The sequence below is a fragment of the Hymenobacter sp. genome (genome assembly GCF_036387835.1).
Classification (GTDB): Bacteria; Bacteroidota; Bacteroidia; order Cytophagales; family Hymenobacteraceae; genus Hymenobacter.
Genome location: NZ_DASVSY010000036.1, coordinates 108,043 through 134,889, shown reverse-complemented (window position 1 = coordinate 134,889; position 26,847 = coordinate 108,043). Strand labels below are relative to the sequence as shown.

22 protein-coding genes are annotated in these 26,847 nt (G+C 57.4%); 10 read left to right on the top strand and 12 right to left on the bottom strand.

The annotated features are described in order from the left end of the window. Positions 1–119 precede the first annotated feature (119 nt). Positions 120–1,313: a magnesium/cobalt transporter CorA gene (gene corA, locus VF639_RS07285; protein ID WP_331145232.1), complete on the bottom strand. Its 1,194-nt coding sequence runs from the start codon at positions 1,311–1,313 to the stop codon at positions 120–122. A 274-nt stretch (positions 1,314–1,587) separates the two neighbouring features. On the opposite strand from corA, the gene VF639_RS07280 reads away from it, so the two are divergent. The 4 genes from VF639_RS07280 (at position 1,588) to VF639_RS07265 (ending at position 7,620) form a co-directional block, all read left to right on the top strand. Continuing rightward, entirely contained in the window at positions 1,588–2,886 is a 1,299-nt protein-coding gene (locus VF639_RS07280) for an MATE family efflux transporter (protein WP_331145231.1), read from the top strand. Positions 2,887–3,015: 129 nt separating this feature from the next. Beyond that, positions 3,016–5,439, top strand: coding sequence for a glycoside hydrolase family 95 protein (locus VF639_RS07275; protein ID WP_331145230.1), 2,424 nt, complete (start codon positions 3,016–3,018; stop codon positions 5,437–5,439). Between the two features lie 213 nt (positions 5,440–5,652). Continuing rightward, complete coding sequence (locus VF639_RS07270; RefSeq protein ID WP_331145229.1) at positions 5,653–6,582, top strand: glycosyltransferase family 2 protein; 930 nt, start codon at positions 5,653–5,655, stop codon at positions 6,580–6,582. Between the two features lie 228 nt (positions 6,583–6,810). Next, positions 6,811–7,620, top strand: coding sequence for a phytanoyl-CoA dioxygenase family protein (locus VF639_RS07265; RefSeq protein WP_331145228.1), 810 nt, complete (start codon positions 6,811–6,813; stop codon positions 7,618–7,620). A gap of 99 nt (positions 7,621–7,719) precedes the next feature. Here VF639_RS07265 and VF639_RS07260 read toward each other — a convergent pair whose 3' ends face one another. Then, positions 7,720–9,381, bottom strand: a complete 1,662-nt coding sequence (locus VF639_RS07260; protein WP_331145227.1) for an ArnT family glycosyltransferase — start codon at positions 9,379–9,381, stop codon at positions 7,720–7,722. Positions 9,382–9,654: 273 nt separating this feature from the next. Here VF639_RS07260 and VF639_RS07255 point away from each other — a divergent pair, with 273 nt between their 5' ends. Next, positions 9,655–11,286: a hypothetical protein gene (locus VF639_RS07255; protein ID WP_331145226.1), complete on the top strand. Its 1,632-nt coding sequence runs from the start codon at positions 9,655–9,657 to the stop codon at positions 11,284–11,286. 114 nt (positions 11,287–11,400) lie between these two features. Continuing rightward, complete coding sequence (locus tag VF639_RS07250) at positions 11,401–12,378, top strand: acyl-ACP desaturase (protein ID WP_331145225.1); 978 nt, start codon at positions 11,401–11,403, stop codon at positions 12,376–12,378. Positions 12,379–12,491: 113 nt separating this feature from the next. On the opposite strand, the gene VF639_RS07245 is transcribed toward VF639_RS07250, so the two are convergent. From VF639_RS07245 to VF639_RS07235, 3 genes are all read right to left on the bottom strand, one after another. Further along, the gene (locus VF639_RS07245) at positions 12,492–13,121 is read right to left on the bottom strand and encodes a hypothetical protein (protein ID WP_331145224.1); all 630 of its coding nucleotides are present in this window, start codon (positions 13,119–13,121) and stop codon (positions 12,492–12,494) included. Between the two features lie 305 nt (positions 13,122–13,426). Beyond that, positions 13,427–14,035: a PliI family lysozyme inhibitor of I-type lysozyme gene (locus tag VF639_RS07240; RefSeq protein WP_331145223.1), complete on the bottom strand. Its 609-nt coding sequence runs from the start codon at positions 14,033–14,035 to the stop codon at positions 13,427–13,429. A gap of 99 nt (positions 14,036–14,134) precedes the next feature. Continuing rightward, positions 14,135–14,416, bottom strand: coding sequence for a DUF427 domain-containing protein (locus VF639_RS07235; protein ID WP_331145222.1), 282 nt, complete (start codon positions 14,414–14,416; stop codon positions 14,135–14,137). Between the two features lie 158 nt (positions 14,417–14,574). Between VF639_RS07235 and VF639_RS07230 the strand changes: the two genes are divergently transcribed. Continuing rightward, the gene (locus tag VF639_RS07230; RefSeq protein ID WP_331145221.1) at positions 14,575–15,681 is read left to right on the top strand and encodes a vWA domain-containing protein; all 1,107 of its coding nucleotides are present in this window, start codon (positions 14,575–14,577) and stop codon (positions 15,679–15,681) included. 39 nt (positions 15,682–15,720) lie between these two features. Here VF639_RS07230 and VF639_RS07225 read toward each other — a convergent pair whose 3' ends face one another. Beyond that, positions 15,721–16,692 (bottom strand): c-type cytochrome, encoded by a 972-nt coding sequence (locus VF639_RS07225; RefSeq protein ID WP_331145220.1) that lies wholly within the window; start codon positions 16,690–16,692, stop codon positions 15,721–15,723. Between the two features lie 180 nt (positions 16,693–16,872). Between VF639_RS07225 and VF639_RS07220 the strand changes: the two genes are divergently transcribed. Then, complete coding sequence (locus tag VF639_RS07220; protein WP_331145219.1) at positions 16,873–18,402, top strand: sigma 54-interacting transcriptional regulator; 1,530 nt, start codon at positions 16,873–16,875, stop codon at positions 18,400–18,402. 205 nt (positions 18,403–18,607) lie between these two features. Here VF639_RS07220 and VF639_RS07215 read toward each other — a convergent pair whose 3' ends face one another. Then, positions 18,608–19,069 (bottom strand): peptidylprolyl isomerase, encoded by a 462-nt coding sequence (locus tag VF639_RS07215; protein WP_331145218.1) that lies wholly within the window; start codon positions 19,067–19,069, stop codon positions 18,608–18,610. A 196-nt stretch (positions 19,070–19,265) separates the two neighbouring features. On the opposite strand from VF639_RS07215, the gene VF639_RS07210 reads away from it, so the two are divergent. Then, positions 19,266–19,913 carry a fasciclin domain-containing protein gene (locus tag VF639_RS07210; protein WP_331145217.1) on the top strand — a complete coding sequence of 216 codons (648 nt, stop codon included), beginning with the start codon at positions 19,266–19,268 and terminating at the stop codon, positions 19,911–19,913. Positions 19,914–20,136: 223 nt separating this feature from the next. Here VF639_RS07210 and VF639_RS07205 read toward each other — a convergent pair whose 3' ends face one another. The 5 genes from VF639_RS07205 to VF639_RS07185 form a co-directional block, all read right to left on the bottom strand. Further along, positions 20,137–21,063, bottom strand: coding sequence for an NAD(P)-dependent oxidoreductase (locus VF639_RS07205; RefSeq protein ID WP_331145236.1), 927 nt, complete (start codon positions 21,061–21,063; stop codon positions 20,137–20,139). 77 nt (positions 21,064–21,140) lie between these two features. Beyond that, positions 21,141–22,067 (bottom strand): ribosome small subunit-dependent GTPase A, encoded by a 927-nt coding sequence (gene rsgA, locus VF639_RS07200; protein WP_331145216.1) that lies wholly within the window; start codon positions 22,065–22,067, stop codon positions 21,141–21,143. Positions 22,068–22,175: 108 nt separating this feature from the next. Beyond that, complete coding sequence (locus tag VF639_RS07195; protein WP_331145215.1) at positions 22,176–23,426, bottom strand: 3-deoxy-D-manno-octulosonic acid transferase; 1,251 nt, start codon at positions 23,424–23,426, stop codon at positions 22,176–22,178. Positions 23,427–23,570: 144 nt separating this feature from the next. Further along, positions 23,571–24,206 (bottom strand): peroxiredoxin, encoded by a 636-nt coding sequence (locus tag VF639_RS07190; protein ID WP_331145214.1) that lies wholly within the window; start codon positions 24,204–24,206, stop codon positions 23,571–23,573. A 182-nt stretch (positions 24,207–24,388) separates the two neighbouring features. Further along, the gene (locus VF639_RS07185) at positions 24,389–25,663 is read right to left on the bottom strand and encodes an aspartate kinase (protein WP_331145213.1); all 1,275 of its coding nucleotides are present in this window, start codon (positions 25,661–25,663) and stop codon (positions 24,389–24,391) included. A 166-nt stretch (positions 25,664–25,829) separates the two neighbouring features. Between VF639_RS07185 and fbp the strand changes: the two genes are divergently transcribed. Then, a complete protein-coding gene (gene fbp / locus VF639_RS07180; protein ID WP_331145212.1) occupies positions 25,830–26,843 on the top strand; it encodes a class 1 fructose-bisphosphatase in 1,014 nt (337 codons plus the stop codon). Positions 26,844–26,847 lie beyond the last annotated feature (4 nt).

Genomic DNA, 26,847 nt, shown 5'->3' with positions numbered 1-26,847 from the left:
TTGCGTCTCGGCGCCTGCACCAACCCACCGATTTCGTTCAACGCCGAGACGCAAAGAGGCGTCTCTACCTCGTTCGGTGATTTCGAAAATGTAACTCAAACCGCCTCTAAATCACTAACTCACCGATTTGTGAGCCAGCCTTTGCGATAGAAGTAGTAAAGCTGGCCTATTACCATCAGTCCCATCAACGCCAGCACGCCAACGTAGCCCCACGGGGCGTAGAGCTCGGGCATGTTGAGGTGGTTGATGTCGCCGTCGGGCTGTTCGCGCGAGAAGTTCATGCCGTAGACGCCCGCTACAAAGCTGAGGGGAATGAAAATAGAGCTGATGATGGTCAGCACTTTCATCACCTCGTTCATGCGGTTGCTTTGGTTGGACATGAACAGGTCCACCAGGCTGCTCACCGATTCACGGTAGCTTTCGGCCAGTTCCAGGGCCTGGATGGCGTGGTCGTAGCAGTCGCGGAAGTACATCTTCATTTCTGCCGACACCACCTCGTCGGGCTGACGGAGGATTTCCGCAATTTTCTCGCGCTCCGGAAACACCAACTGGCGAAAACGAATGATGTCCTTTTTCACCCGCAGAATCCGGTTAAGCACCCGCCGGTCGGGGCGGTCCTCCAGAATTCGGTTTTCCAGCTTCTCGATATAGTCGCCGATGGCGGCCATGGTAGGGTAGTAGTGGTCGAGCACCACATCGGTGATGGCGTAGGCCAGATAGAGGGACGGCTTGCGCTTGATTTGGCTGAAGCCGGACCGAATCCGTTGCCGCACCGGCTCGAGGCAGTCGTGGTAGTCGTCCTGAAAAGTGAGTACGTAGTTGGGACCCGTAAACAGGGAAAGCTGGTCGTCGTCGATTTCGAGCAGGGTGGTAAATTCCGTCATGCGCGACACCATAAACAAGCGGTCGTCACCGAACATATCCACTTTGGCCCGTTGATGGTCGTTGAGCACGTCTTCCATCTGCAAGGGGTGCAGTTCAAAATCCTGAACGATTCGCTCAAGCAGCGGCAGGTCGTTGTAGCCGCGCACGTCGATCCAGTGGCGCAGCTCAGGGCGCGCCCGAAACTGCGTTAGCAACTCATCATACTTGCTGTATTCCTGCTCTTCGTAGTGCTGCTCGTCGTAGGAAAGCAAAAACAGCCGGGGCTTGAGAGAGCCTTCCCGGATGGTGAGCGTGCCGGGGCGGCGGCCCACCTGCTGCTCCCGCGCCAATCGGGTGGCGGAGCGGTCGGCTATGTAAGAAAATTGCTCTTCACTGGAAGAGCTAGCAGGAGCAAGGTCCAGAGCGGGGGAAGTGGTTGGAGAATCCATAAACGAAGTAAAACCCGGGTCAATGTACGGTAGAAGCTCAACTAAGGTGTGAAGTGCTGGCACCAAACAAATTTGCGTGCTGGCTACCTAGCTCCTCTAGGAGCCCATCCAAAGAGGGCGCCACGCAAAGGCGCAGCCAAATCATTTAGCATTGCAATGTCAGCACGCGAGATGCTTCCTGTCGTCAGCATGACGTTCTTTTAGCCTATTAAGATAAGAGGCGGTAGGGTGCGGTTTTCAGGGTACTGACGCAACTCTTCTACTTTTGCGCCTGATGCCGCCCGTTCCAACGTCTGCTCCCGAAACTGCTCCCGCCGCGGGCATTGGCCGCTTCGTGCGCCACTCACTAGGATCGGGGGTGGCAGTGGGCGCGCGGGCGGCGGGGGCGCTGTTGCTCAACAAGCTGCTAGCCGTGTACGGCGGGCCGGGCGGCCTCACGCTGCTGGCGCACTTTCAAAACCTGCTGGCCTTGTTCACCACCCTGCCCAACGACGGCACCCATGTGGGCGTGGTGAAATACCTGGCTCCGCTGCAACCCGCTGGCCGGCGCTATCGGGCGTGGCTCGGGGCAGCAGTAGCCCTGAACGGCGCTGTGCTACTGCTTGGTCTGGGGCTGCTGTGGCTGGTGCCGGGGCCACTGGTAAGCGTGTTTCACCCGACACCAGGCTGGCTGTTGCTGTTCGGGCTAGGGGTGGTATGCCTTACGCTATATGCGTTGGTGGGTACAATGCTGCTGGCAGCCAGTCGTTTGCGCGCCTACATTGCCCTTTCCGTAACGCTAAGTATGCTAGGGCCGGCGGCGGTGGCGGTGGTGCTATTGTACTCCGAAGGTCCGCCTGCCGCCTCCAAGGCACTGCTGGCGTATCTTTTGGCCCAGGGTGCTACGCTGCTCCCCGGGCTTTGGCTGGCCCGGCGCCACGGACTGTTGCCGCCCCTGCGCGGGCGTCTGAGCAAGGTGGCTTTGGTGGCGCTATCTAAATTCCTGCTGATGGCCATAGGGCTTTTGCTGTTCGGCAAAGCCGTGGATTTTGCCGTGCGCGAGCTGCTGGTCCGGCAGTTTGGGTTAACTCAAACCGACTTGTGGCAGGCCGTAGTCAAGCTCAGCGACAACTACACCATGGTGCTGGCGGCCATCATGAGCAGCGTGTATTACCCGCGCTTGGCGAGCCTGGCGGCACAACCAGCAGCTCAAAAACAGTGGGTGCGCACGGTGCTGCGCCTGCTGGTGCCCGTGCTGGCGGTAGGGTTGCTGCTGATTTACGGCCTGCGTGCCTGGCTGCTGCCGCTGCTGTTCGAGGCCCGCTTTGCGGCGGCGGCCGGCCTACTAGCCCCCCAATTGCTAGCCGACTGGTTCCGCTTCATCGCCTGGCCCCTGATCATGATACTTACGGCGCAGGCCCAGGTGGGGCGCTACGTGGCGGTGCAGGCCGGTTCGGCCGTGGTGTACGCGCTGGCGCTGGCTTTGCTGCTGCCAAGTTTCGGACTGTATGGGGCCCTGCTGGCAGGAGTAGGACGGCAGGGGTTGCTGCTGCTGTGGTGCGGGTGGTACTTCCGCAACTATTGGCGACGTTGAAATTCTTAATACATTCCCGCCGCTCAAGCTTCAACGGTGAGAGGGGAAGAGTGAAGTTGTGAAGAGAGTTCTTTGCCTTCACCTTTCACAACTTCACTTCTCACTCTTTTACATTAAGCCCAGTTTTCTATGGTGATGCGTCAGGTGAAAAAAATGCTGTTGATGGGCAGTCTGATTCTAGGAGCGTTGTCGGGAAGCCAGGCCCAGCAGAATCTGAAGCTGTGGTACAAGGAGCCCGCCAACACCTGGACCGAGGCGCTGCCCGTGGGCAACGGCCGGCTCGGCGCCATGGTGTTTGGGCGGCCCGGCGAGGAGCTGATTCAACTCAACGAAAGCAGCCTCTGGTCGGGCGGACCGGCCAACCTGAACCCCAACCCTACGGCCGCCAGCTACCTGCCCCAGATTCGGGAGGCGCTCTTCAACGAAGACTACAAGAAGGCCGAAGAGCTGTGCCACAAGTTTCAGGGCTTGTACACGGAAGCCTACATGCCGCTCGGCGACTTGGTTATCAAGCAAGATTTTACGGGCACCCCCACCAATTATTACCGCGACCTGAACGTCTCCGAGGCTACGGCCAGTACTCGGTTTACAGTCGGCGATACCCAGTACACGCGCGAAATCCTGTCGTCAACCCCCGACCAGGTGATCCTCATTCAGTTGAAGAGCAGCAAAAAAGGCGGCCTCACCTTCGATGCCAGCACCAAGAGCCAGCTTCAATTCACCGTGGCCCCCAACGGCTCCGACGAGCTGGTGATGCGCGGCAAAGCGCCTTCCCACGCCGACCCCAACTACGTGAATTACAACGCGCAGCCGGTGATTTACGAGGCGGCTGGCTCGTGCCGGGGCATGCGCTACGAAATGCGCCTCAAAGCCCGCAACACCGACGGCAGCGTCACCACCGACGCCACCGGCCTGCACGTGCGCAACGCCACCGAAGTGGTGCTCTATCTCTCCGCCGCCACCAGCTTCAACGGCTTCGACAAGTGCCCTGATCAAGACGGCAAAGACGAAAGCAAACTGGCCACCGCCGACATGACCAAGGCCATTACCAAGAGCTTTGCCGCCATCCGCCGCAGCCACGTGCAGGATTATCAGCGCTATTTCAACCGGGTGACGCTGACGCTAAATAAAAGCCCGGAGCCTAACCTATCCACGTTGGAGCGTCTGAAGCTGTACGCCGAGGGCGGCACCGATCCGGCGCTGGAGGCCCTGTACTTCCAGTTTGGACGCTACCTGCTGATTTCCAGCTCCCGGCCGGGGGGACTGCCGGCCAACCTGCAAGGCATCTGGAACAACAGAGTCCGGCCGCCGTGGAGCAGCAACTACACCACCAACATCAACGCCCAGATGAACTATTGGCCAGCCGAGCCGACCAACCTGTCGGAAATGCACGAGCCCTTTCTGGAGTTGATTGGGGCCACCGCCGTCACCGGCCGCGAAACAGCCAAGAACTTCTACAACGCCAAAGGCTGGGCCGTGCACCACAATTCCGACATCTGGGCCACCTCCAACCCGGTTGGCGACCTGGGCAAAGGCGCGCCCACCTGGGCCAACTGGAATATGGGCAGCCCCTGGCTGAGCCAGCATCTGTGGGAGCATTACCGCTTCACCAACAACGCCGACTACCTGCGCAGCATGGCCTATCCGCTGATGAAGGAAGCCGCCGTGTTTTGTTTGGATTACCTGGTGCCCGACAAAAACGGGCTGCTGGTAACGGCGCCCTCGTCGTCGCCGGAAAACGTGTTTATCACCGAGAAAGGCAACAAAGGCAGCATATCCATGGCCTCCACCATGGATATGTCCATCATTCGGGACCTGTTCACGAACGTGATAGAAGCGTCGGAAGTCTTGGGCATAGATGCTGATTTTCGGAAGATGCTGACGGAGAAGAAGGCCCGGTTATTTCCGTTTCACGTGGGTAAAAAAGGCAATTTGCAAGAGTGGTATAAGGATTGGGAAGACGCCGAGCCCCAGCACCGGCACGTGTCGCACTTGTTTGGCTTGCACCCGGGCCGGGAAATTTCGCCGCTCACTACTCCCAGTTTAGCGGCGGCGGCCCGGCGCACCCTGGAAATTCGGGGCGACGAAGGCACGGGCTGGAGCATTGCCTGGAAAATCAACTTCTGGGCCCGCCTCCACGACGGCAACCACGCCTACAAGCTGGTGCGGAACCTGCTCCACCTCACCGGCCTCGAAAACACCCAGTACGACAAAGGGGGTGGAACCTACGCCAATCTGTTCTGCGCCCACCCGCCCTTCCAAATCGACGGCAACTTTGGGGGCCTTGCCGGCATCACCGAAATGCTGCTGCAAAGCCATGATGGCGCCATTCACTTGCTGCCCGCCCTGCCCGACGCCTGGAAGGAAGGCAGCGTAAAAGGCCTGCGCGCCCGCGGCGGCTTCGAGGTGGACCTGGCGTGGCAAAACGGCAAGCTGATAGCCAGCACCATCCGGAGCATCAAAGGCACCAGCACCAAAGTCCGTTACGGCGACAAAGTGATAGACTTGAAGCTGAAACCCGGCCAAAGCAAAAAGCTAGGCGCTACTTTATAAGAAGGTTAGCCCGCTGTAGAGACGCGACACTTGGCTGCGCCGACCTTCGGTTCGCGTTTCATGGTTGAACGACTGGGTTTGAACAGCATCGGAGGGTGTAGCGCGAAGCCAGCGCTTTTGCACTACAGCCATACTAAACAACTTCAGCAACGACGAGACTACATCGGGCTGTACAGTAAGGCGGCCTCAATTTTTCACTCATTTACTAATTCAGTGCCTGACTCTGTAGCTCTGCCCGTCGTTAGCATTGTGGCTTTGTGCTACAACCACGCCCGCTTTCTACCGGCCGCGCTGGATTCTATTTTGGCGCAGTCGTACCCGAGGCTGGAGGTCATTCTGGTGGATAATGCCAGCACCGATGGCAGCCTGGCCGTCATGCGGCAATACGCGCAGGCCAATCCGACGTGGCAACTGGTAGAGCAGCCGCGGAATCTGGGTTTGTGTGCCGCTTTCAACCAGGCCTACCGTTTATCCAGCGGTGAATTTCTGATTGATTTTGCCACCGATGATGTGTTGCTGCCCCAGCGTGTAACGCAGCAAGTGGCGGCTTTTCAACAGTTGCCGCCGCACTACGGCATGGTGTATTCCGATGCTGAATTGATAGATGAAGACTCGCGGCATGTCCGCTTTCACTTCCGCCGCACTCCACAGGGGCTGCACCCCCGGCCCGCCTCGGGCTACGTTTTCGCCGACGTGCTGCGCCGCTACTTTATCAGCACGCCTACCATGATGATGCGCCGGGCCACACTCGACGAGCTAGGCGGCTACGACGAAACACTGTATTATGAAGACTTTGATTTCTGGGTGCGGGCCGCGCGCAACTGGGCGTTCTATTTCCTTGATGAAATAACCACCCAAAAACGCGTGCATCCGCAGGCTATGTCGCGCCGGGCCTACCGTCCTGGCGACCCCCATTTAACTTCCACCATCCAAACCTGCCGCAAAGCTCTGCGCCTATGCCAAACACCCGATGAGTGGGTGGCCCTGGCCGTGCGTTTGCGTTGGGAAATGCGCCAAGCCATCCGCTGGGGCAGCAACGCCGATGCTGCCATTCTCTATGAATTATTACGGCAAACTGGCCAGCCGCAGCCGCTGGACTGGCTGCTAGGGCAGTGGAGCCACCTGCGGGCCAAGGCCAGCTGAGTGGCCCGGCAGGAAAGCTGCAAAACCGCCAGTTGTAGCCAGCACACTAGCATTAAAGCTAGTCGGGTAGTTTTCCGGCCTGGCAACCACTCCGTTAGTAATTAGTTGTAGGAGCGTTGCCAGGTAACCATCGAACCACGCGCTTTTCGTTGGATCAGGAAATGCGGGGCTCCTCGAAACGTCGTAGTATCTTGTGGGCCCTTGAAATTGCTCCCATCGAACACGCCAATGAAAGCCAGCGTCAATCAGCGACTCGTTACCTACCAGATAGAAGGCGAAAGCAACCCCGGTGAAAACCGGGTATTGCTGGCCACCAGCGTCGATCTGACGGCTGGCACACCCTGGGCCGACGCTGGTTATGTGGTTGCTCCTTTCCTGGGCCCGACCGAGCAGCAGCAGTTGCAAGAAGGCTTGGCGGAACTAGTACGCGAGGCGCTGCGGGCCGCGGGCCTGCCCGTAGCCCCCGATTTTCCGGTAAGTGATTATCACCGCGTAATAGGCGACGACCAAGTACGGCATCTGGCCGTGGTGAATACCACCAAAGAGTATTTGGTTGACCGTCTGCCCGTGCCGGCCAGCCTGCTGGAAACCCGCATAGGAGAACTGTGTGGCCGGCCCGTACAAGCCCACAACCCCTTCGACGACGCCCGCATTTTCCACCTGCGCATCGTGCGCCCTGGCCGCTCCGACAACAACCCTCTGCATCGCGACGTGTGGCTGCCTGACTACGATAACTGCGTCAACATCTACGTCCCGGTAGCCGGTAGCACCGCCGATTCTTCGTTGTGTTTGATTCCCGGCAGTCATTGGTGGCCCGAAAGCCAAACCGAGCGCACCCATGGAGGGGCCGTTTACAATGGCATCACTTACACAGTGCCCGGCGTGAAAGGCGCCCCTCAGCCCTTACAACTTATTCGCCCTAATCCTGGCCCTGGCGAAGTCCTTCTGTTCTCGCCCTACCTGCTCCACGGCGGCGCCGTCAACTTAAACCCCGATGCCACGCGTATTTCGCTGGAAATGCGGTTTTGGCAAGCGTAATATCATACGTGCTGCGGCTACTATCGCCCTTCAGGTGGACTTCCCCGGAGGGCAACAGAAGTCGTTGAAGTTGCAGCTTCTAGGGTCAGCCGGCACCACTTACCTAACTACTTCATATAGCTCCACCTTACCGTCCTGCGCTACTAGTTTTCGCCGCGGAAACCAGGCCAGCACTGAATTGGGGGAGTAGCGGATGAGTTGGCGGGTCAGCTCCTCGTTGGTGAGGGTGCTGCGGTTGAGCAGCAGCCAAACTTTCTCGCCGGGCTCTAGCCGCACCGAGTCGCGGGAGAGGTAGCTGCGGAAGCGCAGCCCAGGCGGTACCTGAAAACCATAGTAGAAATCGTGAGTGCGTAGCAGAAACTCATCTACGAATACCACTCCGCGAGTTGGTGCCTGTAGGTGTGCCTGCACCACCCTGCTTTGCGCGAAATGGGAAGAAACAGTGGGCTTGCGCATGAAATATAGCGGCCGCACCAACAGCGCCGCCGCCAGCCCGAACAGCAACAAGGCAGCCAAGCCGGCCGTGCCCGGCCGCAAATGCGCAGGCAGCCGTAACCGCATCAGCGACAAACCCAGGAAAAGCAGCCCAAGCAGTGCGTAGGGAATGGATACGGCGCTACGCAGCCAAGCTGCGAATAGGAGCAATACCCCACTAATAAGCCAGCCTCCGCGTCCTGTTTGCCAAAAAGCGCGGAGCCCAAAACCAGCCGCCACGGCCAGCGGCGGCAGGAGGGGCGTCATCATGCGCGCCTGCAAAGAAATAGGGTTGTATTCCTGCAACGACGTACTGCCCCACCAGTAAAACGCAAGCGTAGCCACTGCCAACGCGCCCCAAAACGTAGCGTCATGGTGGCGGGCAGCAGGCGAGGCTGGGGCCGCACCCCTGCGGAATACTAGCGTTGCCGCTAGCACCAACATCACCCCTACGCCAGTGCCTACAAAAAAACGTAGCGGCTCCCACGTTACGCGGCCCAATAAGGCACCTCGGCGGCCCTGCACGTAATTGCCGTCGCTCATGTAGGCGTTGGTTTGCTCGATGACATGGTAGCGATAGAGCGGGTCGTGAGTCAGTAGTTGGTAGTACGACAGGTAAGCTACTAGTAGCATCCCGCCTGTACCCAAGGCCGCTCGCCAGAATCGAGCGTGGCGCCGCCGGTAGGTATCCCAGGCCAGCAGACCGACATAGAAAGGAAGGTAAAAAACAATAGTTTCCTTACAGAGCAAGGCCGCAAAACTTAGCACCGCAAAGCCCATACCCCAGGTGTCGGGTCGCACTTGCTTGGTTCGTCGGCCGGTGAGCAGGGCGGCCGTACCGGCCAAGCACCAGAACATAAGCACGTTGTCGGGGTAGAGGTAGGTGCTCAGATTGAGCGTAAAGTAGTGTAAGCTCAATAGTAGTATAGTGCCAGCAGCCACTACGGGCTCACGCTTTCGGTACAGCGCCCAAATAAGACAGGCGCAACCCATGGTGCAAAGCAGTGGCCAAAGCGTGGTGCTAATAATATTGACTCCGAACAGCCGGTACAGCCCCGCTACGGGCCCAAATACGAGCAGCCGCGCCTGCAACGGGTCGTGGAAGGTATGCTGCGGGTCGGGGAGGGGACGGTAGGTGCCAGCGGCCAGCGTGTGCGCGTAGCGGGCGTAGAGCAAGTCATCAAGGTCATACAGCCCCTCGTGCGTCAGGGCAAAAAATGCCACCGTGAAGCTGAGCGCCAAGCCCAGCGCCAGAGTCGGCAGACGAAAAAGCCAGCGTTGATTCACGCCAGCAAAGGTGGCAAAATCCGGTGAGGTGACAGGTTCTTAAGTGAGGAGCTGACAGCAAAGAGGGATAAAGGAGAAGGTGGGAGATAGTGAGATAATAGGGGAGAAGGTAGCCGGTGAAAGCAGTAGCAACCCGTATCCAAGGGCTTTCCAGAATGTGCATTGTTTACCAAGCATGGCTTGTTTGTTTAGCTTTGGCCATAGAGGAAGAAAACTAACCTCTTCGCTCGCCTGTCACCTGTTCCTAATCACCTGTCACCGCCTCCCCATTTGTTGTCCTTTCCCCACCTGTTCCGGCGAGTGCTGCTGCCTGCTCTGCTGCTGCTGGCAGCCGGTTGGAGTTTGGGCTGTTACTTCGAAACCAACGACGACCCGGCTATCGTCCTGCTGCTGCGCGGCACCGCCGCTGCCGCGCCCGTCGCCAATCTGCACTTATATTTTCGGGGCATAAGCACCGTTCTGGCTAGCCTTTACGCAGTTTCGCCCGCAGTGCCTTGGTTTGGCTTGCTGCTCTACGCCCTGCTTTATGTAGCTACAGTTCTTGTTTTCTCGGTTCTCGACCGCCTACTAACAGGGCGGGTGCCGCCGGTTCAGATTACGACGCTGTTGGTCTTATTTTTCCTGACGGCTTGGTTGGAGCATGGGTTGTGGTTCAACTACGTGCGCGTCCCGCTGCTGCTAACCGGAGCCGGAGTACTCTTCGCCGCCCAACGGCCTCAGAGCCGAGGAGCTTTCTTGCTAGCCATTGCCGCCTTTGGACTTAGCTGGCTGATTCGGCCTAGCCCTGCCTTTATGGGCGTGCTGATTGCGGTGCCTGGGGCCTACTGGTTAAGCGGCCGGCGGGCGCTGTTAGTACTGAGTGCAATAACGCTTTGTGCAATCATCGGAGCCGGAGTGCTATATTTTATGCGTAGCCAGCAGGAAATAGACTACCAAACCATTGATGTACAAGAAGTTTACCTGATTGATTACCAGCTTATATACTCCGTTCCTTGCACTGCTTCCGACAGTCTCGGCATGCAAGCGGCCCGTTATCGTATGCGGGCTGATTCAACCCTAGTTAATGAAGCGTTGTACGAGCGAGCAACTCGCTTTGATTTGTGGGCCTTTCTACGAAAAACTGCGCCCGCTAAGTTGCAGGTGATGCTGCGCTTAGTGATGCATGATTATTTTCCGCTGCTACTGCTACAGGCGCTGCTGCTGACATGGGTGGCCTCGGCGCCGCAACTGCCGCAGCGGCGGTGGTTCTGGCTGACCCAGGCCGGCTACGTGGGCCTGCTGTTCTTGTTGGGTATAGCGCTGAAGCTGCCGCCGCGGGTAGGATTGCCTCTTTTCGATTTCTGGGCGCTCAGCAATATGCTATATGTGCTGCGGCAAACCCGGCAGTCGTCGTCTGCCGGCCCCCTGACCTTGGTGCTGGTTGCTCTGGCGGTGGCGGCCGGCCCGTATGCCTACAAAACCTGGCACCGCCATACGGTGCTCGAAGCGGAGCGCCGCCACAATGAACAGCTACGGGCGCAACTTACAGCCACTCTCCCGGCCAACGTTTTGTTGATCACGGATGTGCTGCCCATTACCTATAAAGCTGCCAGCCCGTTCCGCAACCCCGACCCGCACCCAACAAAAATGATGATGCTCTCGGGCTGGACCACGGCCAACGCCTCGCAAGCGGCGTGGCGGCAGCAGCTTACTGGTACCCGCAACTACACAGAAAGTATGCGGCGCTTAGCCCGAGCAGGCGCGAAAGTGCGCTGGCTGCTTACTCCTGAGGGAGCCCGCATTCTTAATAAGCAGCTAAAGGCAAATAACTCACTAGGCGGGCAACTCATGCCGCAACCTAAGCCGTTTGCTGCAACCTCCGACACGCTCCGTTACTACCAGCTGCGTGAGGAAATCGTGAAATAAGCGTAAGGACAAAATTTTATAGCAGTCCAGGTGAATTTATTCCGCGTATTTGAAGGTACTGAGTATATACCTTTGGTGCTCCGCATCTCTCCCGCACTTTCTCCCTACAACACCATGATTGCCACCGTCACTTCCCGCAGCGAGGTTCTGAAATATATTGAACCCTTTTTACGCTCCAATCTCGGCTCGTTTCTGAAGAGCGTGGAGGATAGCTGGCAACCCTCCGATTTCCTGCCCGATTCGCGACTCGATACCTTCTTCGACGAAGTAAAACTGCTGCGCGAGCGTGCCGGCGAGCTAAGCTACGACCTGCTAGCCGTGCTCATCGGCGACACCATCACCGAAGAAGCCCTGCCCAACTACGAAGCCTGGTTTCACGAGCTAGACGACCTGGACCGGGACCCGAACAACGGTTGGGCCCAGTGGATCCGGGGCTGGACGGCCGAGGAAAACCGCCACGGCGACTTGCTCAACCGCTACCTCTACCTTAGTGGCCGCGTCAACATGCGCGAGTTCGAGGCCAGCACCCAGCACCTCATCGCCGACGGTTTCGACCTTGGCACCGCTCACGATCCGTACCGCGCCTTCGTGTACACCAGCTACCAGGAAGCCGCCACCAACCTCTCACACCGCCGTGTTGGTACGCTGGCTCGCAAAGCCGGCGACGCCTCGTTGTCGAAGCTCTGCGGCATGATTGCCGGCGACGAAGCCCGCCACGCCCGCGTGTACCAGACGTTCGTAGAGAAAATCTTCGAAGTCGACCCTTCAGAAATGATGCTGGCCTTCGAGGATATGATGCGCAAAAAGATTGTGATGCCTGCGCACTACATGCGCGAGCTAGGCGTTGAAATGGGCAAAACCTTCGGCCACTTCACCGATGCCGCCCAGCGCCTCGGCGTTTACACCAGCCAAGACTACACCGACATCTTGGAAGGCCTGATCAACACCTGGAAGGTCGACCAAATGACTGGCCTCAACAGCACCGCCGAAAAGGCCCGCGACTACATCATGGCCCTACCTAACCGTTTGCGCCGCGTAGCCGACCGGATGCCAGTGCCCAAGCTCGAATACAAGTTCAAGTGGATCGAGTAACGGTTTAACATTTAGCAATTAACATTTAACAGCCGTTCCAGCGTCCGTCGCCCAAGCCGATTAAGGCCTATGGCGGTCAGACACTGGAACGGCTGTTAATTGCTAAATGACTTCTATTGTCCGTCCATTACCTGGCCCATTGCCCATTTGCCGTCGGCGCCTAGCTTGTAGGTGATGGTGCGAGAGGTAGGGGTAGCGGCCGTAGCCGTAGCTGAGGCCGACGCGGTGCCATCCGTAATGGGGAAAGAGCGGCTTAGCATGTTGTTGCTGAGCGTGTACGTGTCTTTGCCGGCATAGCCAACGGCCGCTGGTCCCGTAATCAGGCCGGGGCCAGTGATGGGGGTGTAGCTGCGTTCCGTGAATTCGTAGCCGTAGAAACCGCCATTGGCAGAGGAAGCATCCGTGAAAATGTAGATTTCAGGCTTGCCATTCCCGTTCAGGTCACCCGTCACCGCTTCGCGGACCGCACCGTTGATGTCGAGGCGCACGGGGTCGGTGGTGAGAGCAGCACCACGATAAGAACGGATAGTGAGCTGCCGCTGCGCCGAAGAGCCAGTCGTGCGGATTTCAAAACGGGCGTTGCCTTGCGTCAGGTCGCGTGAAAAGCTGACTGGCTCGGTAGCCACCGTGCTTTCCACCGTCGTCGTTTCAACTGAAGTGTCTTCAACAATGCCCCGCGAAGAATCGCAGGCAGTGGCGGCCACTACGGAGGCGCCAAGTAACATTAAAACACGTGCTTTCATAATAGTATGATTAGGGAAGAGTGGATGTGGGAGTAAGTCTGTTGTGCGTACAAAACCACAAAGGGGTACGAGAATAGCAGAAGGAACTCAAGCAGTAAGGGCCGGCATCTTATCCTCTACACTGTCTCGTTCGGCGCGTTAAAAATATCGGCGCAAGGTATTGTATTCTATACGAAATACAAATTTTAGATGTTTAAACAATGGCCAGTAATCCGCTAAATCTTTTCTAAAAGATGTTCTGTCGGACTGTTCGGCGAAGATTTATTATTATTAATCTAAGTTTATTGCAATTAAGCTCAACGGGTTTAGTTCCTATAGTTTACTTGCTGAAAAACGGTGCTGCCCGCCGGCAGTTTATACTGCACCAACCGCTGGCCACCGCTCGGACAGCAGTTGGGGTCAGCATCCAGATAAACTGGGAAAGAGCGGACCACCTGCTGGCCCTCGACCCGAAACGTGTCGTGGCCCTGGTAGCCTTTAGCCGCGGCGCCGCTGAGGTCGGGCAGTGAAAGGGTGCGCCGGCCCTGGTTGCCGAACTCGTAGCCCATAAGCTGCCCATAGGAGCCGCTGCCCGCGTCGGTGATAAAGACTAGGAGCTCCGGAGAATCATCGTTGTTGAGATTGGTAGCTACGGCATCTTCTACAGTGCCTTCCACCGCTTGCGTGTTGGTAGCCACCTCCTGGCCGTTCTTTTCCACGCGTAGCTCCATCTGCCGCTTCGAGCCCTCGCCAATGGTTTGCAGCACAAAGCGGTGGTCGCCTTCGCGCAGCTCTTTCCGAAAGCTAATCGGCGTGGCGGTGGGAGTGGGCGTAGCGGTAGCGCGCAACGTAGCCGGTTCCGACGCCTCCGTGGCCCGGGGAGCATCGCAAGCCATCAACAAAACCAGAACCAGACAGACAACAGGCGCTTTCATAAAAAATGCAGTAGGACGCCGGCTGCTTCCGAGCCGTTATCCTACTGCATTTACCGTTTCACTTGGTACGAGGTTACACGAATTGCAAGGTGTTTTAAGCTATGCTGTTACCTGTACACCTTTCCAGAAGGCCACGCGGCCCGTAATTTCCTTGGCCGCATCTTTCGGTTCGGGGTAGTACCACGCGGCATCCTTGTTCAGTTCGCCATTGATGCGCAAGGAGTAATAGCTGGCGCGTCCTTTCCAGGGGCAGGAGGTGTGCGCGATACTATCTTCGAAATACTCTTTCTTTATAGAATCGGCGGGGAAATAATGGTTGTTTTCCACCACAACGGTGTCGTTGCTTTCAGCCACAACGGTATTGTTCCAGATTGCTTTCATATAGGTTTTTGGTTGGTTGTTTTCGGTTTTCGGCTTTCTTCTAGTGGAGATTCACGGTAGTTGGGCTTCCAATTGCAAGTGAGTTACGAAAAACCAATAACCAACAACTATAAACCAACTTTCCCCGTCCGTTGTTCTGACAACTCAACCTCTTCCTTATGTCCGCAGGCTTCCGTTTCCGAGATTACGTGCCCGAAGAGTCGCCCGAGAAAGGCTTCGACTCTTTGTTTAAGATATTCATGCAGTTGGTCACCATCACGTCGGGCGATGTGGCCGAAACGCTGTCCTGGCTCAACGAGCTCGACAAGCAGTACGGCCTCACCGATGACGACTACGGCATGGGCGACTTCATCGAAGACCTCAAAAAGAAAGGTTATATCGATGAAGACGAGCAGAAAAAAGGTGCCTTCAACATCACCGCCAAAAGTGAGCAGCAAATCCGCAAAAGCTCGTTGGAGGAGATTTTCGGCAAGCTGAAAAAATCGGGTCCGGGCAACCACCGCACCCCGCACACCGGCCAAGGCGACGAGCAAAGCACCGACATGCGCGAATTCCGGTTTGGCGACTCGCTCGACCAGATTTCCATGACCGAGTCGATCCGCAATGCCCAACTCAACCACGGCCTCTCCGACGAGTTTATGCTGGCCGAAGGCGACCTGGAAGTGCGCGAAAACGAGCACAAGAGCCAAACCAGCACGGTGCTCATGATCGATATTTCGCACTCCATGATTCTGTACGGCGAGGACCGCATCACGCCGGCCAAGAAAGTGGCCATGGCCCTGGCCGAGCTGGTGAAGCAGAAGTACCCCAAAGACACGCTCGACGTGCTGGTGTTCGGCAACGACGCCTGGCAGATCGAGGTGAAAGATCTGCCCTACCTGCAAGTCGGGCCCTACCACACCAACACGGTAGCGGGCCTGGAACTGGCTTTGGACTTGCTGCGCAAGCGCAAAACGCCGAACAAGCAGATCTTCATGATTACGGACGGCAAGCCAACCTGCCTGAAGGAACCAGCCGGCGGCTACTACAAAAACAGCTTCGGGCTGGACCGCAAAGTGGTCAACAAAACCCTGAACCTGGCCGCCGCCGCCCGCCGCCTCAAGGTGCCCATCACCACCTTCATGATTGCCTCCGATCCGTATCTGAAGCAGTTTGTGAATGAGTTCACCGAAGTCAACCAAGGCAAAGCCTACTATTCCTCGTTGAAAGGCCTCGGCCACATGATTTTCGAGGACTACAAGCGCAACCGCCGCAAAACGCTGTAGTAGCTAGCGCGAAGCAGCTAAAGGCCGGAGCGCCAGCAACTATCGAGCTGCAACAGTAGCTTGCGCTTCTGGCGCTTCGGCCTTGATTTTGGGCACGGTTTGTAAGTAAGCGAAGATGGCCCGCGCTTCTTCGTCGCTCATCACCGAAAACCGCGGCATGGGCGCACGCACCGGCCGACGGGTGGAGAGGCCGTACTTCACGGTGCGGGTGAATTCCTCTGCGGTCCAGTCGCCAAGGCCGGTTTCGGAGTCCATAGTGAGGTTGCGGGACGTGATGGTGCTGCCATCGGTGGAAATAAACTCGTTGCCGCCGCCCAAATACCCCTTCGATTTTTCTGGTTCCAGCTCGTTGTTGGTTTGGAAGCTTTGGGAGTGGCAGTCGTAGCAGAGGTAGCGCGCCGTAACCAAGTAGTGGCCTAGCGCCACGGGGTCGGAGGCGGGCGGCTCCACAATGGCTTGCGTGGGCAAGGGCGCTGGTTTCATCACCGTGTAGGTAAGGGCCTTCGCCAGAAATGAGGGTTGCTGTGGGGGCGAGACAACGGCTTTGGGCTGCACCCAAGCGTGGTTGGAGCGCAGAAATACCACCAAGCTATTGATGTCTTCGTCCGACATGTGCACGAACTTCGGCATGATAAGGCGGTAGCGCCCGTCGCGACCGATGCCTGTGCGGAGCAACCCAATCAGTTCGGCGTCGGTCCAGCGGCTGATGCCGTGGGTAGGGTCTTGGGTGATGTTGGTGGCGTAAAGGCGGCCGAACTGCGGGGGTAGGTCGGCCAGGAGGCCACCCGTCAAGCTACGGGTGGATTTGTTGAGGTGGCAGTCGGCGCACATGGCAACGGCCAGCTTTTCGCCCTGCGCCAGTCGGGCAGGCGTGACTGCTACGGCCCGGGGCGGAATGGCAGGCACGGCATAGCTAGGTACCCCTCGCACGCTTATAAATAAAGCTCCTATACCTGCCAGCACCGCCAAAGCTACCAGGCTGATACCCGCTATCCGTATAATTTTTCGCATCTTAATTTCAACTTTTTGGTTGATGCAAGACTACACAGCTAGCTGTTAAGTAGCTATCACATAATGATGTGAGTGAACTTAGCAAACGGCCCCCGCGTCAGTAGTTACCTTGCGCCTGAACCTCTGCCGCCTGTCGGCGGTTAAACAACTTGGGGCCTATATACCCCTTCCTAACTCCCGATGAAACAAGAATCTATTCGTACGCTGGGCCAGCTTCGGGCCAGCGGGTATCAGCCGCGCTCCGTCAAGCAAGAGTTGCGCGACAATCTGATTGCCAAGCTTCAAAGTAAGACGGAAGTGTTTCCCGGCATCTATGGCTACGAGGAAACCGTTATTCCCGACCTGCAACGCGCCATCCTGGCCGGTCACCACATCAACCTGCTCGGCTTGCGCGGACAAGCCAAAACCCGAATTGCTCGCTTGCTGGTGGGCTTGCTCGACGAGTACATCCCGGTAGTGGAAGGCTCCGAGCTAAACGACGACCCCTTGCAGCCACTATCGGTGTTTGCGAAGAACCTGATAGCCGAGCACGGCGACAACACCCCCGTAGCGTGGATGCACCGCGACGAGCGTTACACCGAGAAGCTCGCCACCCCCGACGTATCCGTAGCCGACCTTATCGGCGATGCCGACCCTATCAAAGCCGCTACGCTCAAGCTGCCTTATTCCGATGAGCGGGTAATTCACTTTGGTTTGATTCCGCGGGCGCACCGGGGTATTTTCGTTATCAACGAGTTGCCCGACTTGCAGCCCCGCATTCAGGTGTCGCTCTTTAATATCCTGCAGGAAGGCGACATTCAGATCCGGGGTTTCAAGGTGCGGCTGCCGCTGGATTTGCAGTTTGTCTTCACCGCCAACCCCGAGGACTACACCAACCGGGGTTCCATTGTGACGCCGCTCAAAGACCGGATCGACGCGCAGATTATTACGCACTATCCGAAGTCCATTGAAATCGGTAAGCGCATCACCAAGCAGGAAGCGCGCATCAAAGAAGAGCAGCTCGGCCTGGTAACCAGCAACGAAATCATCCACGACTTGGTGGAGCAAATTGCCGTTGAAGCCCGCGCCTCCGAGTTTGTGGATGCCAAAAGTGGCGTGTCGGCCCGTCTCACTATTTCGGCTTACGAGCAGGTGATAGCCGGAGCCGAGCGGCGCGCCCTCATCAACAGCGATAAAAAAACGTACGTACGTGTCGGTGACTTTATTTCGGCCGTGCCCGCTGTAACCGGTAAGGTGGAGCTGGTGTACGAAGGCGAGCAGGAGGGAGCCGGCATTGTGGCCGAGAAGCTGATGGGCAAAGCTATCCGCACGCTGTTCCTGAACTACTTCCCCGATCCCGACAAAGCCAAGAAGCTAAAGAACCGTACCAGCCCCTACAAAACGGTGCAGGAGTGGTTCGGTAGCGGTAACACCGTCGACATCCTGCACGATGCTTCCGACAAAGACTACCGCGCCGCCCTTGACCAAGTGCCCGGCCTGCGCGACGTCGTGACGGAGCTGCACCCCAAAGAGGACAAGGAAACCACCTACTTCCTGATGGAATTCCTGCTCCACGGTCTGGCCGAATACAGCCTGATTTCTCGTAACCGCCTCACCGCCGGGGCCCAATTCAAAGACCTATTGTCTTCGATGTTCACCATGCCGAGCTTCGGCGAAGATGACGACGATGACGATGAAGACGAGAAACCCCAGCGCGGTCGTCGCCGGTAGTCTTTCACCCTTCACAATAGCTAAAACGCCCCGCGTACCGAAAGGTGCGTGGGGCGTTTGGCATTGGCTTGGTGTAGAGGCGCATCTTTGCGTCTCAGCGTCCGCGCCGTATGGGGAGAAATGGCTGCGCTATCTACTCGGGCTACCCCACATGGCGCGGACGCCGAGACGCAAGGATGCGTCTCTACACCGGGCAGGAGCTGAGCTACGCCTCCTCACTCACCACAATCTTCTGAATCTCGTCGTTAGGCTTGATCTGATCAATTACCTCCAGGCCTTCTACCACTTTGCCGAACACGGTGTGGTTGCGGTCGAGGTGGGCGGTGTTCTGACGGTCGTGGACGATGAAGAACTGGCTGCCGCCAGTGTTGCGGCCGGCATGGGCCATGCTCAGGGCGCCCCGCTCGTGGTACTGGTGCTCGCCAGTTAGCTCGCAGTCGATTTTGTAGCCGGGGCCGCCGGAGCCGGGGTTGCCTTTAGCGCCCGCGCGCGAGTTCGGGCAGCCGCCCTGAATCACGAAGTTGGGAATGACGCGGTGAAACTTCAGGCCGTCGTAAAAGCCTTTCTCGGCCAGATCGGTGAAGTTCTTCACCGTGTTTGGAGCATCTTGCTCGTAGAATTCAACTTTCATCACACCACGGTTGGTGTGGATTTCGGCAGTTTTCATGTTTGTGGGAAACAGTCGGATGGAACGAGCACTCAGGCGAAATGAGTGCCGGCCGACACATGTCGGCTTGGCGTAAAGGTAGCTATTTTGAAATCCGGGAAACATCCGCCCCATTGTGGAGTTTCGTAACATATTTGTGCATTGCAAAGCTGCAAGCATGTTCTTTTCACTTCACCACATCACTGTTCTGCATTTTATGAATAATTCTCTGCGCACTAATTCCTTGGGTCTGTTGTCGGCTGGTCTGTTCGCGTTTGGCCTCGGTAGCTGTGGCGACAACAAAACCGCCGAAACGGCCACCTCAACCACGACCGAAACAGCCACCACCGTTGACTCGGCAGCTATGATGACGGATTCGGCGCGCATGGCCAAGCCAGAAGGTGTGATGGTGGATGGCGTAGCCATGACCCCGGACAAGACCATCGTGCAGAATGCCGTGCAAGCCAGCAGCGTAACGACGCTGGTGAAGGCCGTACAGGCAGCAGGGCTCGACGGTACGCTGAGCGGTCCGGGTCCGTTCACCGTTTTCGCGCCCACCAACGCGGCCTTCGACAAACTGCCTAAAGGTGCCCTCGACGGCCTTCTGAAGCCCGAAAGCAAAGACAAGCTGAAAGGCGTGCTTACCTACCACGTTATTGCCGGCCGTCTGCTGGCGCAAGACCTAAAAGACGGCCAGCAACTGACCACCGTCAACGGGCAGAAGCTGACATTAACCGTGAAAGACGGTAAGGTGATGGTAAGCAACGGTACCGACGCCCCCGCCACCGTGCAAATTCCCGACGTTATTTCCAGCAACGGCGTTACGCACGTTATCGACGGCGTAGTGCTACCTAAAGCTGAGTAAAGCTAACCGACTCACAAACAAAAAGCGCCCGACTGATACAGTCGGGCGCTTTTTTTGTAACCAGAAAGGAAGCTGCTTGTAGGTGAGTTCTTGCCGAGGTACGTGGCGCATCAAGCCAAGAATCGAAGTGCCTCACCTGCTGATGTTTCTTCGTCAGCATGGGAGTTGGCACTACAACATCAGCACGCGAGATGCTTCCTGTCGTCAGCATGATGTTATCACGCTACAGACCTGCATCTTTGGCCACGCGCTCTGCAAAGCCAGACCAATCCACTTCCTCGTTTTGGGCCATGGTGGCCGAAAGTCGGTCGAAAACAAGGTTAGCTAGGGGCATAGGCACCACTTGGGTGCGGGCCTCATCGAGCACCAGGCGTAAGTCTTTGCGGATGATGGCGGGCGTGGCGCCAACGGGTTGGTAGTGGCGTTCGGCCACCAGCTTGCCGTAGCCTTTGTAGACGGGCACATTGAAGAGCGTGCTCGTAAAGAACTCGTAGACCTGCTGCCGGTCGAGGCCGCTTTTTTGAGCCAGGGTGAAGGCTTCGGCCATGGCTTCGATGGCAGCGCCCAACATGAAGTTGCCGCAAAGCTTGATGATGTTGGCGGCCCCTGGGTCGGGGCCGAAATCTTGGGCACTTCCTTGGCCCAACACCTCCAGCACCGGCCTTAAGGTTTGCTTGGCAGCCTCGTCGCCGGCCATAATCAGCCAGAGCTTGGCCGCTGCTGCCGCATCGGGTTTGCCAAACACCGGTGCCGCCACCAACTGCGACCCGTGCTGCGCATGCTTTTCCGCTAACCGACGGTTCGTATCGGGGGCTACGGTACTACAGGAGGCATGTACGGCGCCTTGGGGCAGAGCGGGCAGCAACCCATCCGGACCGGTACACAAGGCTTCGAGAGCTGCGTCGTCGGTGACCATGGAGAAGGCAATAGCTGCCTCTCGTACTGCTTGGGCGGGAGTAGCCGCCACGGTAGCGCCAAGCTTCTCCAAGGGTGCCGCCTTGCTGGCCGTCCGGTTATAAACAGTAAGCTGATGGCCGGCTTTCAACAAGTTGGTCGCCATGGCTTCGCCCATATTGCCAAGGCCAAGAAATGCAATATTCATACGGTGAGAGTGACTGAGTGAATGAGTGAAGTAGCCTACGGCGCGAATGGCGTGGTAGTTAGCCTAAATTGACATACACCACTCCACTCCATTCCACTTATTCACTCATTCACCACTTCACTCATTTACCGCCGGTTGTCGTCGGCTTCCAGCATGCTTACGTAGCTGTCGTAGCGGGGAAGGGCTATTTTGCCTTGATCGACGGCGGCGCGCACGGCGCAACCGGGCTCGTGGGTGTGCTGGCAGTTGTGGTAGCGGCACTGGTTGAGCAGAGCCCGCATTTCGGGGAAGAAGTGCGCCAACTCGCCCGGCTTCATATCAACAAGGCCTAGCTCCTTGATACCCGGCGTATCGATGATGAACGTGCCGGGGCGAACTTCCAACATTTCGGCGAAAGTAGTGGTGTGCACCCCCTTATCGGAAAACTCGCTGATTTCGGCAGTTTTGATGTCGAGGTCGGGTACTAGGGTGTTGATAAGCGTGCTTTTGCCCACGCCCGAATGCCCGGAAAGCAGCGTAGTCTGGCCTTCGAGCAACGCATCAATAGCCGCTACCCCTTCGCCGGTGTGCGCCGAGCAGCGCAGCCCCGGATATCCTATCCGCTGGTACATCGCCTGAATTTGGCCCTGGTAGTCGTTTAGGTCTTCGTCGTAGAGGTCGGTTTTGTTGAAAATCAGCGTTACGGGGATGCTGTAGGCCTCGGCCGTTACCAAAAATCGGTCGATGAAGCCAAACGAGGTGGCGGGGGAGGCCAAGGTTACTACCAGCATCGCCAAATCGAGGTTGGCGGCTACAATGTGGGCGTGCTCGGTTTTGTGTACCGAGCGGCGGATGATGTAGTTGCGGCGCGGCTCGATGTGGTGAATTACGCCCGCGCCTTCTGTTTGCTCTTCCACCGTAAACTCCACTTGGTCGCCCACGGCCAGCGGGTTGCTCACCTTCAAGCCCTTCATCTTGAACTTGCCCCGCAGCCGGCACCGGTGCAGTTGCCCCGTGCCCACTTCGCGCACCACGTACCACGAGCCCGTAGATTTAACGATGGTTCCGGTCATATGGTGAAGTTGTGAAATGGTGAGTTTGAAATTTGTTGAGCTAGCGTCAATGGTGCAAACCGTGCAATAGGATGTATTGTGCAGACAGAAACCAACCCCACAACTTCACTATTTCACCACTTCACTAGCCAGCCATTGCATGATTTTTTTGGTAGCGCCACTGTGGTCGTATACGTAATCCAGGCCGAGGTCTTGCACTCTGAGGCGAAATTCTTCGCGGTGAAATAGCGGCAAGAAGGCTCTTTCCAGCTCTTCGGCTGAGGTAACGGGGAAGGCACAACCTAGCGCTACCAAGTCCTGCGCCTCTTGAAACTTCTGGTACGTGGGGCCGAAAAACAGCGGCAAGCCAAAGGCCGCGGCTTCCAGTGTGTTGTGTAACCCTTTGCCAAAAGCCCCCCCGATATAGGCATAATGGCCGAACCGGTAAAGTTGGTTGAGCAGGCCCACGTTATCGATGAGCAGCACTCGGGCTCCGGCCACGGTGGCCGTATCGGTGCGGGAGTAACGCACCACCCGGCCGGGCAACACTTCCTCTACCAGCCGCAGATTCGTTTCCCCGATTTCGTGGGGCGCCACAATGAAACGCAGCTCGTGCTGGTATTTCTGCAGCAGTGGCGTGAGCACCGGCAAATCTTCGGGCCAAGAGCTGCCAATGATGAATACTGGCACCCAATCGTCGGTGAAGGCGTCGAGGAGCGGCAGGTGGCGGGGCGTGGCGGCAGCCGTACGCACCACCGTATCAAAGCGCGTGTCGCCGGCCACGCTGGCCCGGGTCACCCCAATAGTGCGCAGCATCTCCACCGACGCTTGGTTTTGGGTGAAGACGTGGGTGAACTTGCGCAGCATCTGGCGGTGGAAGCCGCCCCAAGGCTTGAAATACACTTGCTGAGGCCAGAAAATGGCCGATACGCAAATGGTTGGTACCCGCTGCTGTTGCAGCTCCGTTAGAAAGTTGTGCCAGAACTCATACTTCACAAATACCGCCAGCCGGGGCCGCACCGCCGCCAGAAAAAGGCGCGCATTAATAGCAGTATCCAGCGGCAGATAGAATATATACGCCGCCCCGGGCCAGTTCTTGCGTACTTCGTAGCCCGAAGGCGAAAAGAAAGTCAGTACTATTTTGTGGCTTGGGTACTGCTGCGCATAGGCCTCGATAAGGGGCCGGCCTTGCTCGAACTCGCCGAGTGAAGCGCAGTGAAACCAAGCCAGTGGGGCTGTTTCGTTTTGGAGGGCCAACTGAATGCGGGGCAGCAAGTTGCGCTGGCCCTGCGTCCACTGCGCCGCCTTCGGCACAAAGGGCGCCACCAGCCGCAGCAGCAGCGCATAGAGGCGTAAGGATACGATGTACAGGAAAAGCAAATGTTGAATTCTGGTTGCCGGGTACGGGTTTCCACCCGAAATCAACGAGGCTAAAACCCCGGATCAACAAGCAGAAAGCTGCACAAAAGTACAGCGAACAACTGGTAGTTACCTGCTGCCGATAGTTTGGACGGCAAACGCCCCTTAAGAATGGCGCGCTCCAAAGTACTTAGCCAGCCCTTCGCGGGTGTTGCTCAGCGCTTTCTGGCCCGAATGCCAGTTAGCCGGGCACGCTTCGCCGGCTGTCTCGAAGTGCTGCAGCGCGTCTACCATGCGCATCGCCTCGTCTACATTGCGGCCAAGCGGTCCGTCGTTTACGAGCTGGTGGCGAACGATGCCGTCTTTGTCGATCAGAAACAGGCCCCGATAAGCCACCGGCGAACCAACAAAAACCATTTCTCCCGCTTCATTATAGTCGTAGCGGCCCCCAAGGACATCATAGTTGGCCGCAATGGTTTTGCTGGCGTCAGCTACCATGGGGTAGGTTACGCCCTGAATGCCACCGTTTTCGAGTGGGGTTTGCAGCCAAGCCATGTGCGCGTACTGCGTATCGGTGGAGCAGGCCACAACGGCAACTCCCTTGGCCTCGAAATCGGCCAGTCGCTCCTGAAAAGCCAGAATTTCGGTGGGACAAACGAAGGCGAAGTCGGCAGGATAGAAGTAGAACAGAACGTGCTTTTTGCCTAAGTAACGGTCAAGGGAAAAGTCTGCCTCAAATTCGCCGTTGACGATGGCATTCGTTTTAAAAGAAGGAGCGCGCTTGCCTACAAGAACAGCCATTTGCGGAGGGGATTAGGTAGTGAAGGAGAGAAAAAAGAGAGGAAGTAGTGCCTTGGTAACGCGAGCAGGTGAAATAGCAACAAGCACTAGCCGTAGCTATTTATTCGCTTAAGAACCGTCCGTATACGCTACTCAGCAAAAGAGTTGGAAACTACTACGGCCCTGACGCCGGCCCCAACTTGCTACCGGCACACGAACTGGAAAGTTTGGCGCGTACGCTGCTCCAACAGCAGCTCCCGGTCCTTGGTGAGGCGCTGGATGCTGGCCGTGTCGTAGTTCTTAATCGTGTAAAGCTCCAGGTCGGTGTTGTAGTGAATGGTGAACTGCCCGCGCAGGGCCGCCAGCAACTTCTCCAGCCGGTAAGTGGAAAAATCAGTGCAGACGGAAAAGCTGATGGCCGAGTTCTGCATCAGGTTGATTTTGAGCCGTACCTGCGCCAGCGCTCCAAATATCACCTCCAGGTTTTCCTCGGAAATAAACGTGAGGTCCTTGGATTCAAACGAAATCAGGCATTGGTTGACCTTGCGAATAAAAGCCGGCACCAACAGCCCATGCCGGCAGTCGTGAATCTTGGTGCCCTCGGCCGTGGGGTCCACAAACGACTTCACGTACAGCGGAATCTGGCGCACGGCCAGCGGCTTGATGGTTTTGGGGTGAATAACGGAAGCCCCGTAGTACGCCATTTCAATGGTTTCCTGATAGCTGATTTCCGGATAGCGCACGGTATCGTCGAAAATCTTGGGGTCGGCGTTGAGCAGGCCCGCTACGTCTTTCCAGATGGTTACTGATTCGGCCCCGAGGCAGTAAGCGAAAATAGCAGCCGTGTAGTCGGAGCCTTCCCGGCCTAGGGTGGTGGTGTGGCCGCTGGCTGTGCCGCCTAGGAACCCTTGCGTCACGACGGGGCCGTGGGCGAGTAGGGCAGGCACCGCCGCGGTGAGGTTGCGCTCGGTGGTAGGCCAGTCGAGGCGGCCTTCGCGCCAGGCGTGGTCGGTGCGGAGCAGGGGGCGGCAGTCTAGCCACTGCGCGCCTAGGGCGCTGGCTACGATTCGGGTGGCCAGCAGCTCGCCGAAGCTTACCACTTGGTCGTACTGCTTGTTGAAATCACCCGTGCTAAGCGTGGCCAGCCGGTCGCCGAGCTGTTCGAGCAGTTGCTCCAGGCTCGGCTCGGTGGTGGGGTTGTCTACGTCGTGGTTGTTGCCGGGCAGCAGTTCGTGCGCTACAGAACGGTGAAACTCGGTTAGCTGCTTTAGAAGAGCAGTGTATTCCTGGCCGGTGTAGGCGAGCTGGAAAATTTCTTCCAGGGCGTTGGTGGTCTTGCCCATGGCCGATACCACGATCAGCAGGTGCCCATCGGCGCCGTGTGTCCGCACAATGCGGCCAAGGTTGCTGATGGCCCCGGCATCTTTCACCGAAGCGCCGCCGAACTTATAAATCTTAAGAGGTTGGGAGTGCAGCATGGCTTCAAATGTAGGAAATGACGCTCGGTAGACGACTAGCGAACTAGAATGCTTATGGCGCCCCTTCCAACTAAAAGGACTATATGTGGAGCGAAATTTCGCTTTCCCAAGCCCGAAAAAGCAGTTAATTTTGACCACACCCCGACGTTCATCTTCCTACCCCTATATGAATCAACACGACAAGCTGGCGTTGCCCGTTGGCACCACCCTGGACCGCTTTATCATGCGCAAACAGGAGGATTTTCCCTACGCAACCGGCGAGCTTTCCCAATTGCTGCGTGATATTGCGTTGGCCGCCAAAATCGTGAACCGTGAAATCAACCGCTCCGGCCTCATTGATATTGCCGGGGCCTACGGCAACCGCAACGTGCAGGGCGAAGACCAGCAAAAGCTTGATGTCATTGCCAATATCCGCTTCATTCGGGCGCTGCGCAACGGGGGCGAGGTGTGCACCATTATCAGCGAGGAAGACGAAGAGGTTATCCAAACCGGCAACGTGCAAGGCAAGTACATCGTGGCCATCGACCCGCTCGACGGCTCTTCCAACATCGACGTCAACGTTAGTATCGGCACCATTTTCAGCATCTACCGCCGGGTGTCGCCCACCGGCACAGAAGGCAGCTTGGCCGATTGTTTGCAAACGGGCACCAACCAAGTGGCCGCCGGCTACGTCATCTACGGTTCCAGCACCATGATGGTGTACACCACCGGCAACGGCGTCAACGGTTTTACCTACGAGCCTTCTTTAGGTGAATTCTTCTTATCGCACCCGCAGATCATCACCCCTCAAAGCGGGACGGTGTATTCTATAAACGAAGGCAGTTCCGAATCTTTTTCGCCGGGCGTGGCCGCCTTCGTGGCTCAATGCAAGCAAGATGGCTTCTCGGCCCGCTACATTGGTTCCCTGGTCGCCGATTTCCACCGTAACCTGCTCAAAGGCGGCATCTACATCTACCCGCCCACCAGCAAGTCGCCCGACGGCAAGCTGCGCCTCATGTACGAGTGCAACCCGATGGCTTTTATTGTAGAGCAAGCCGGTGGCAAATCCAGTAACGGCCAAATGCGCACCATGGAAATCCGGCCTCAGGACATGCACGCCCGTTGCCCGCTCTTCATCGGTTCGAAAGAGCTGGTAGAGCAAGCCGAGGAGTTTCTGGCGCAGGAGCAGCAAGCCAGCTAAAAGG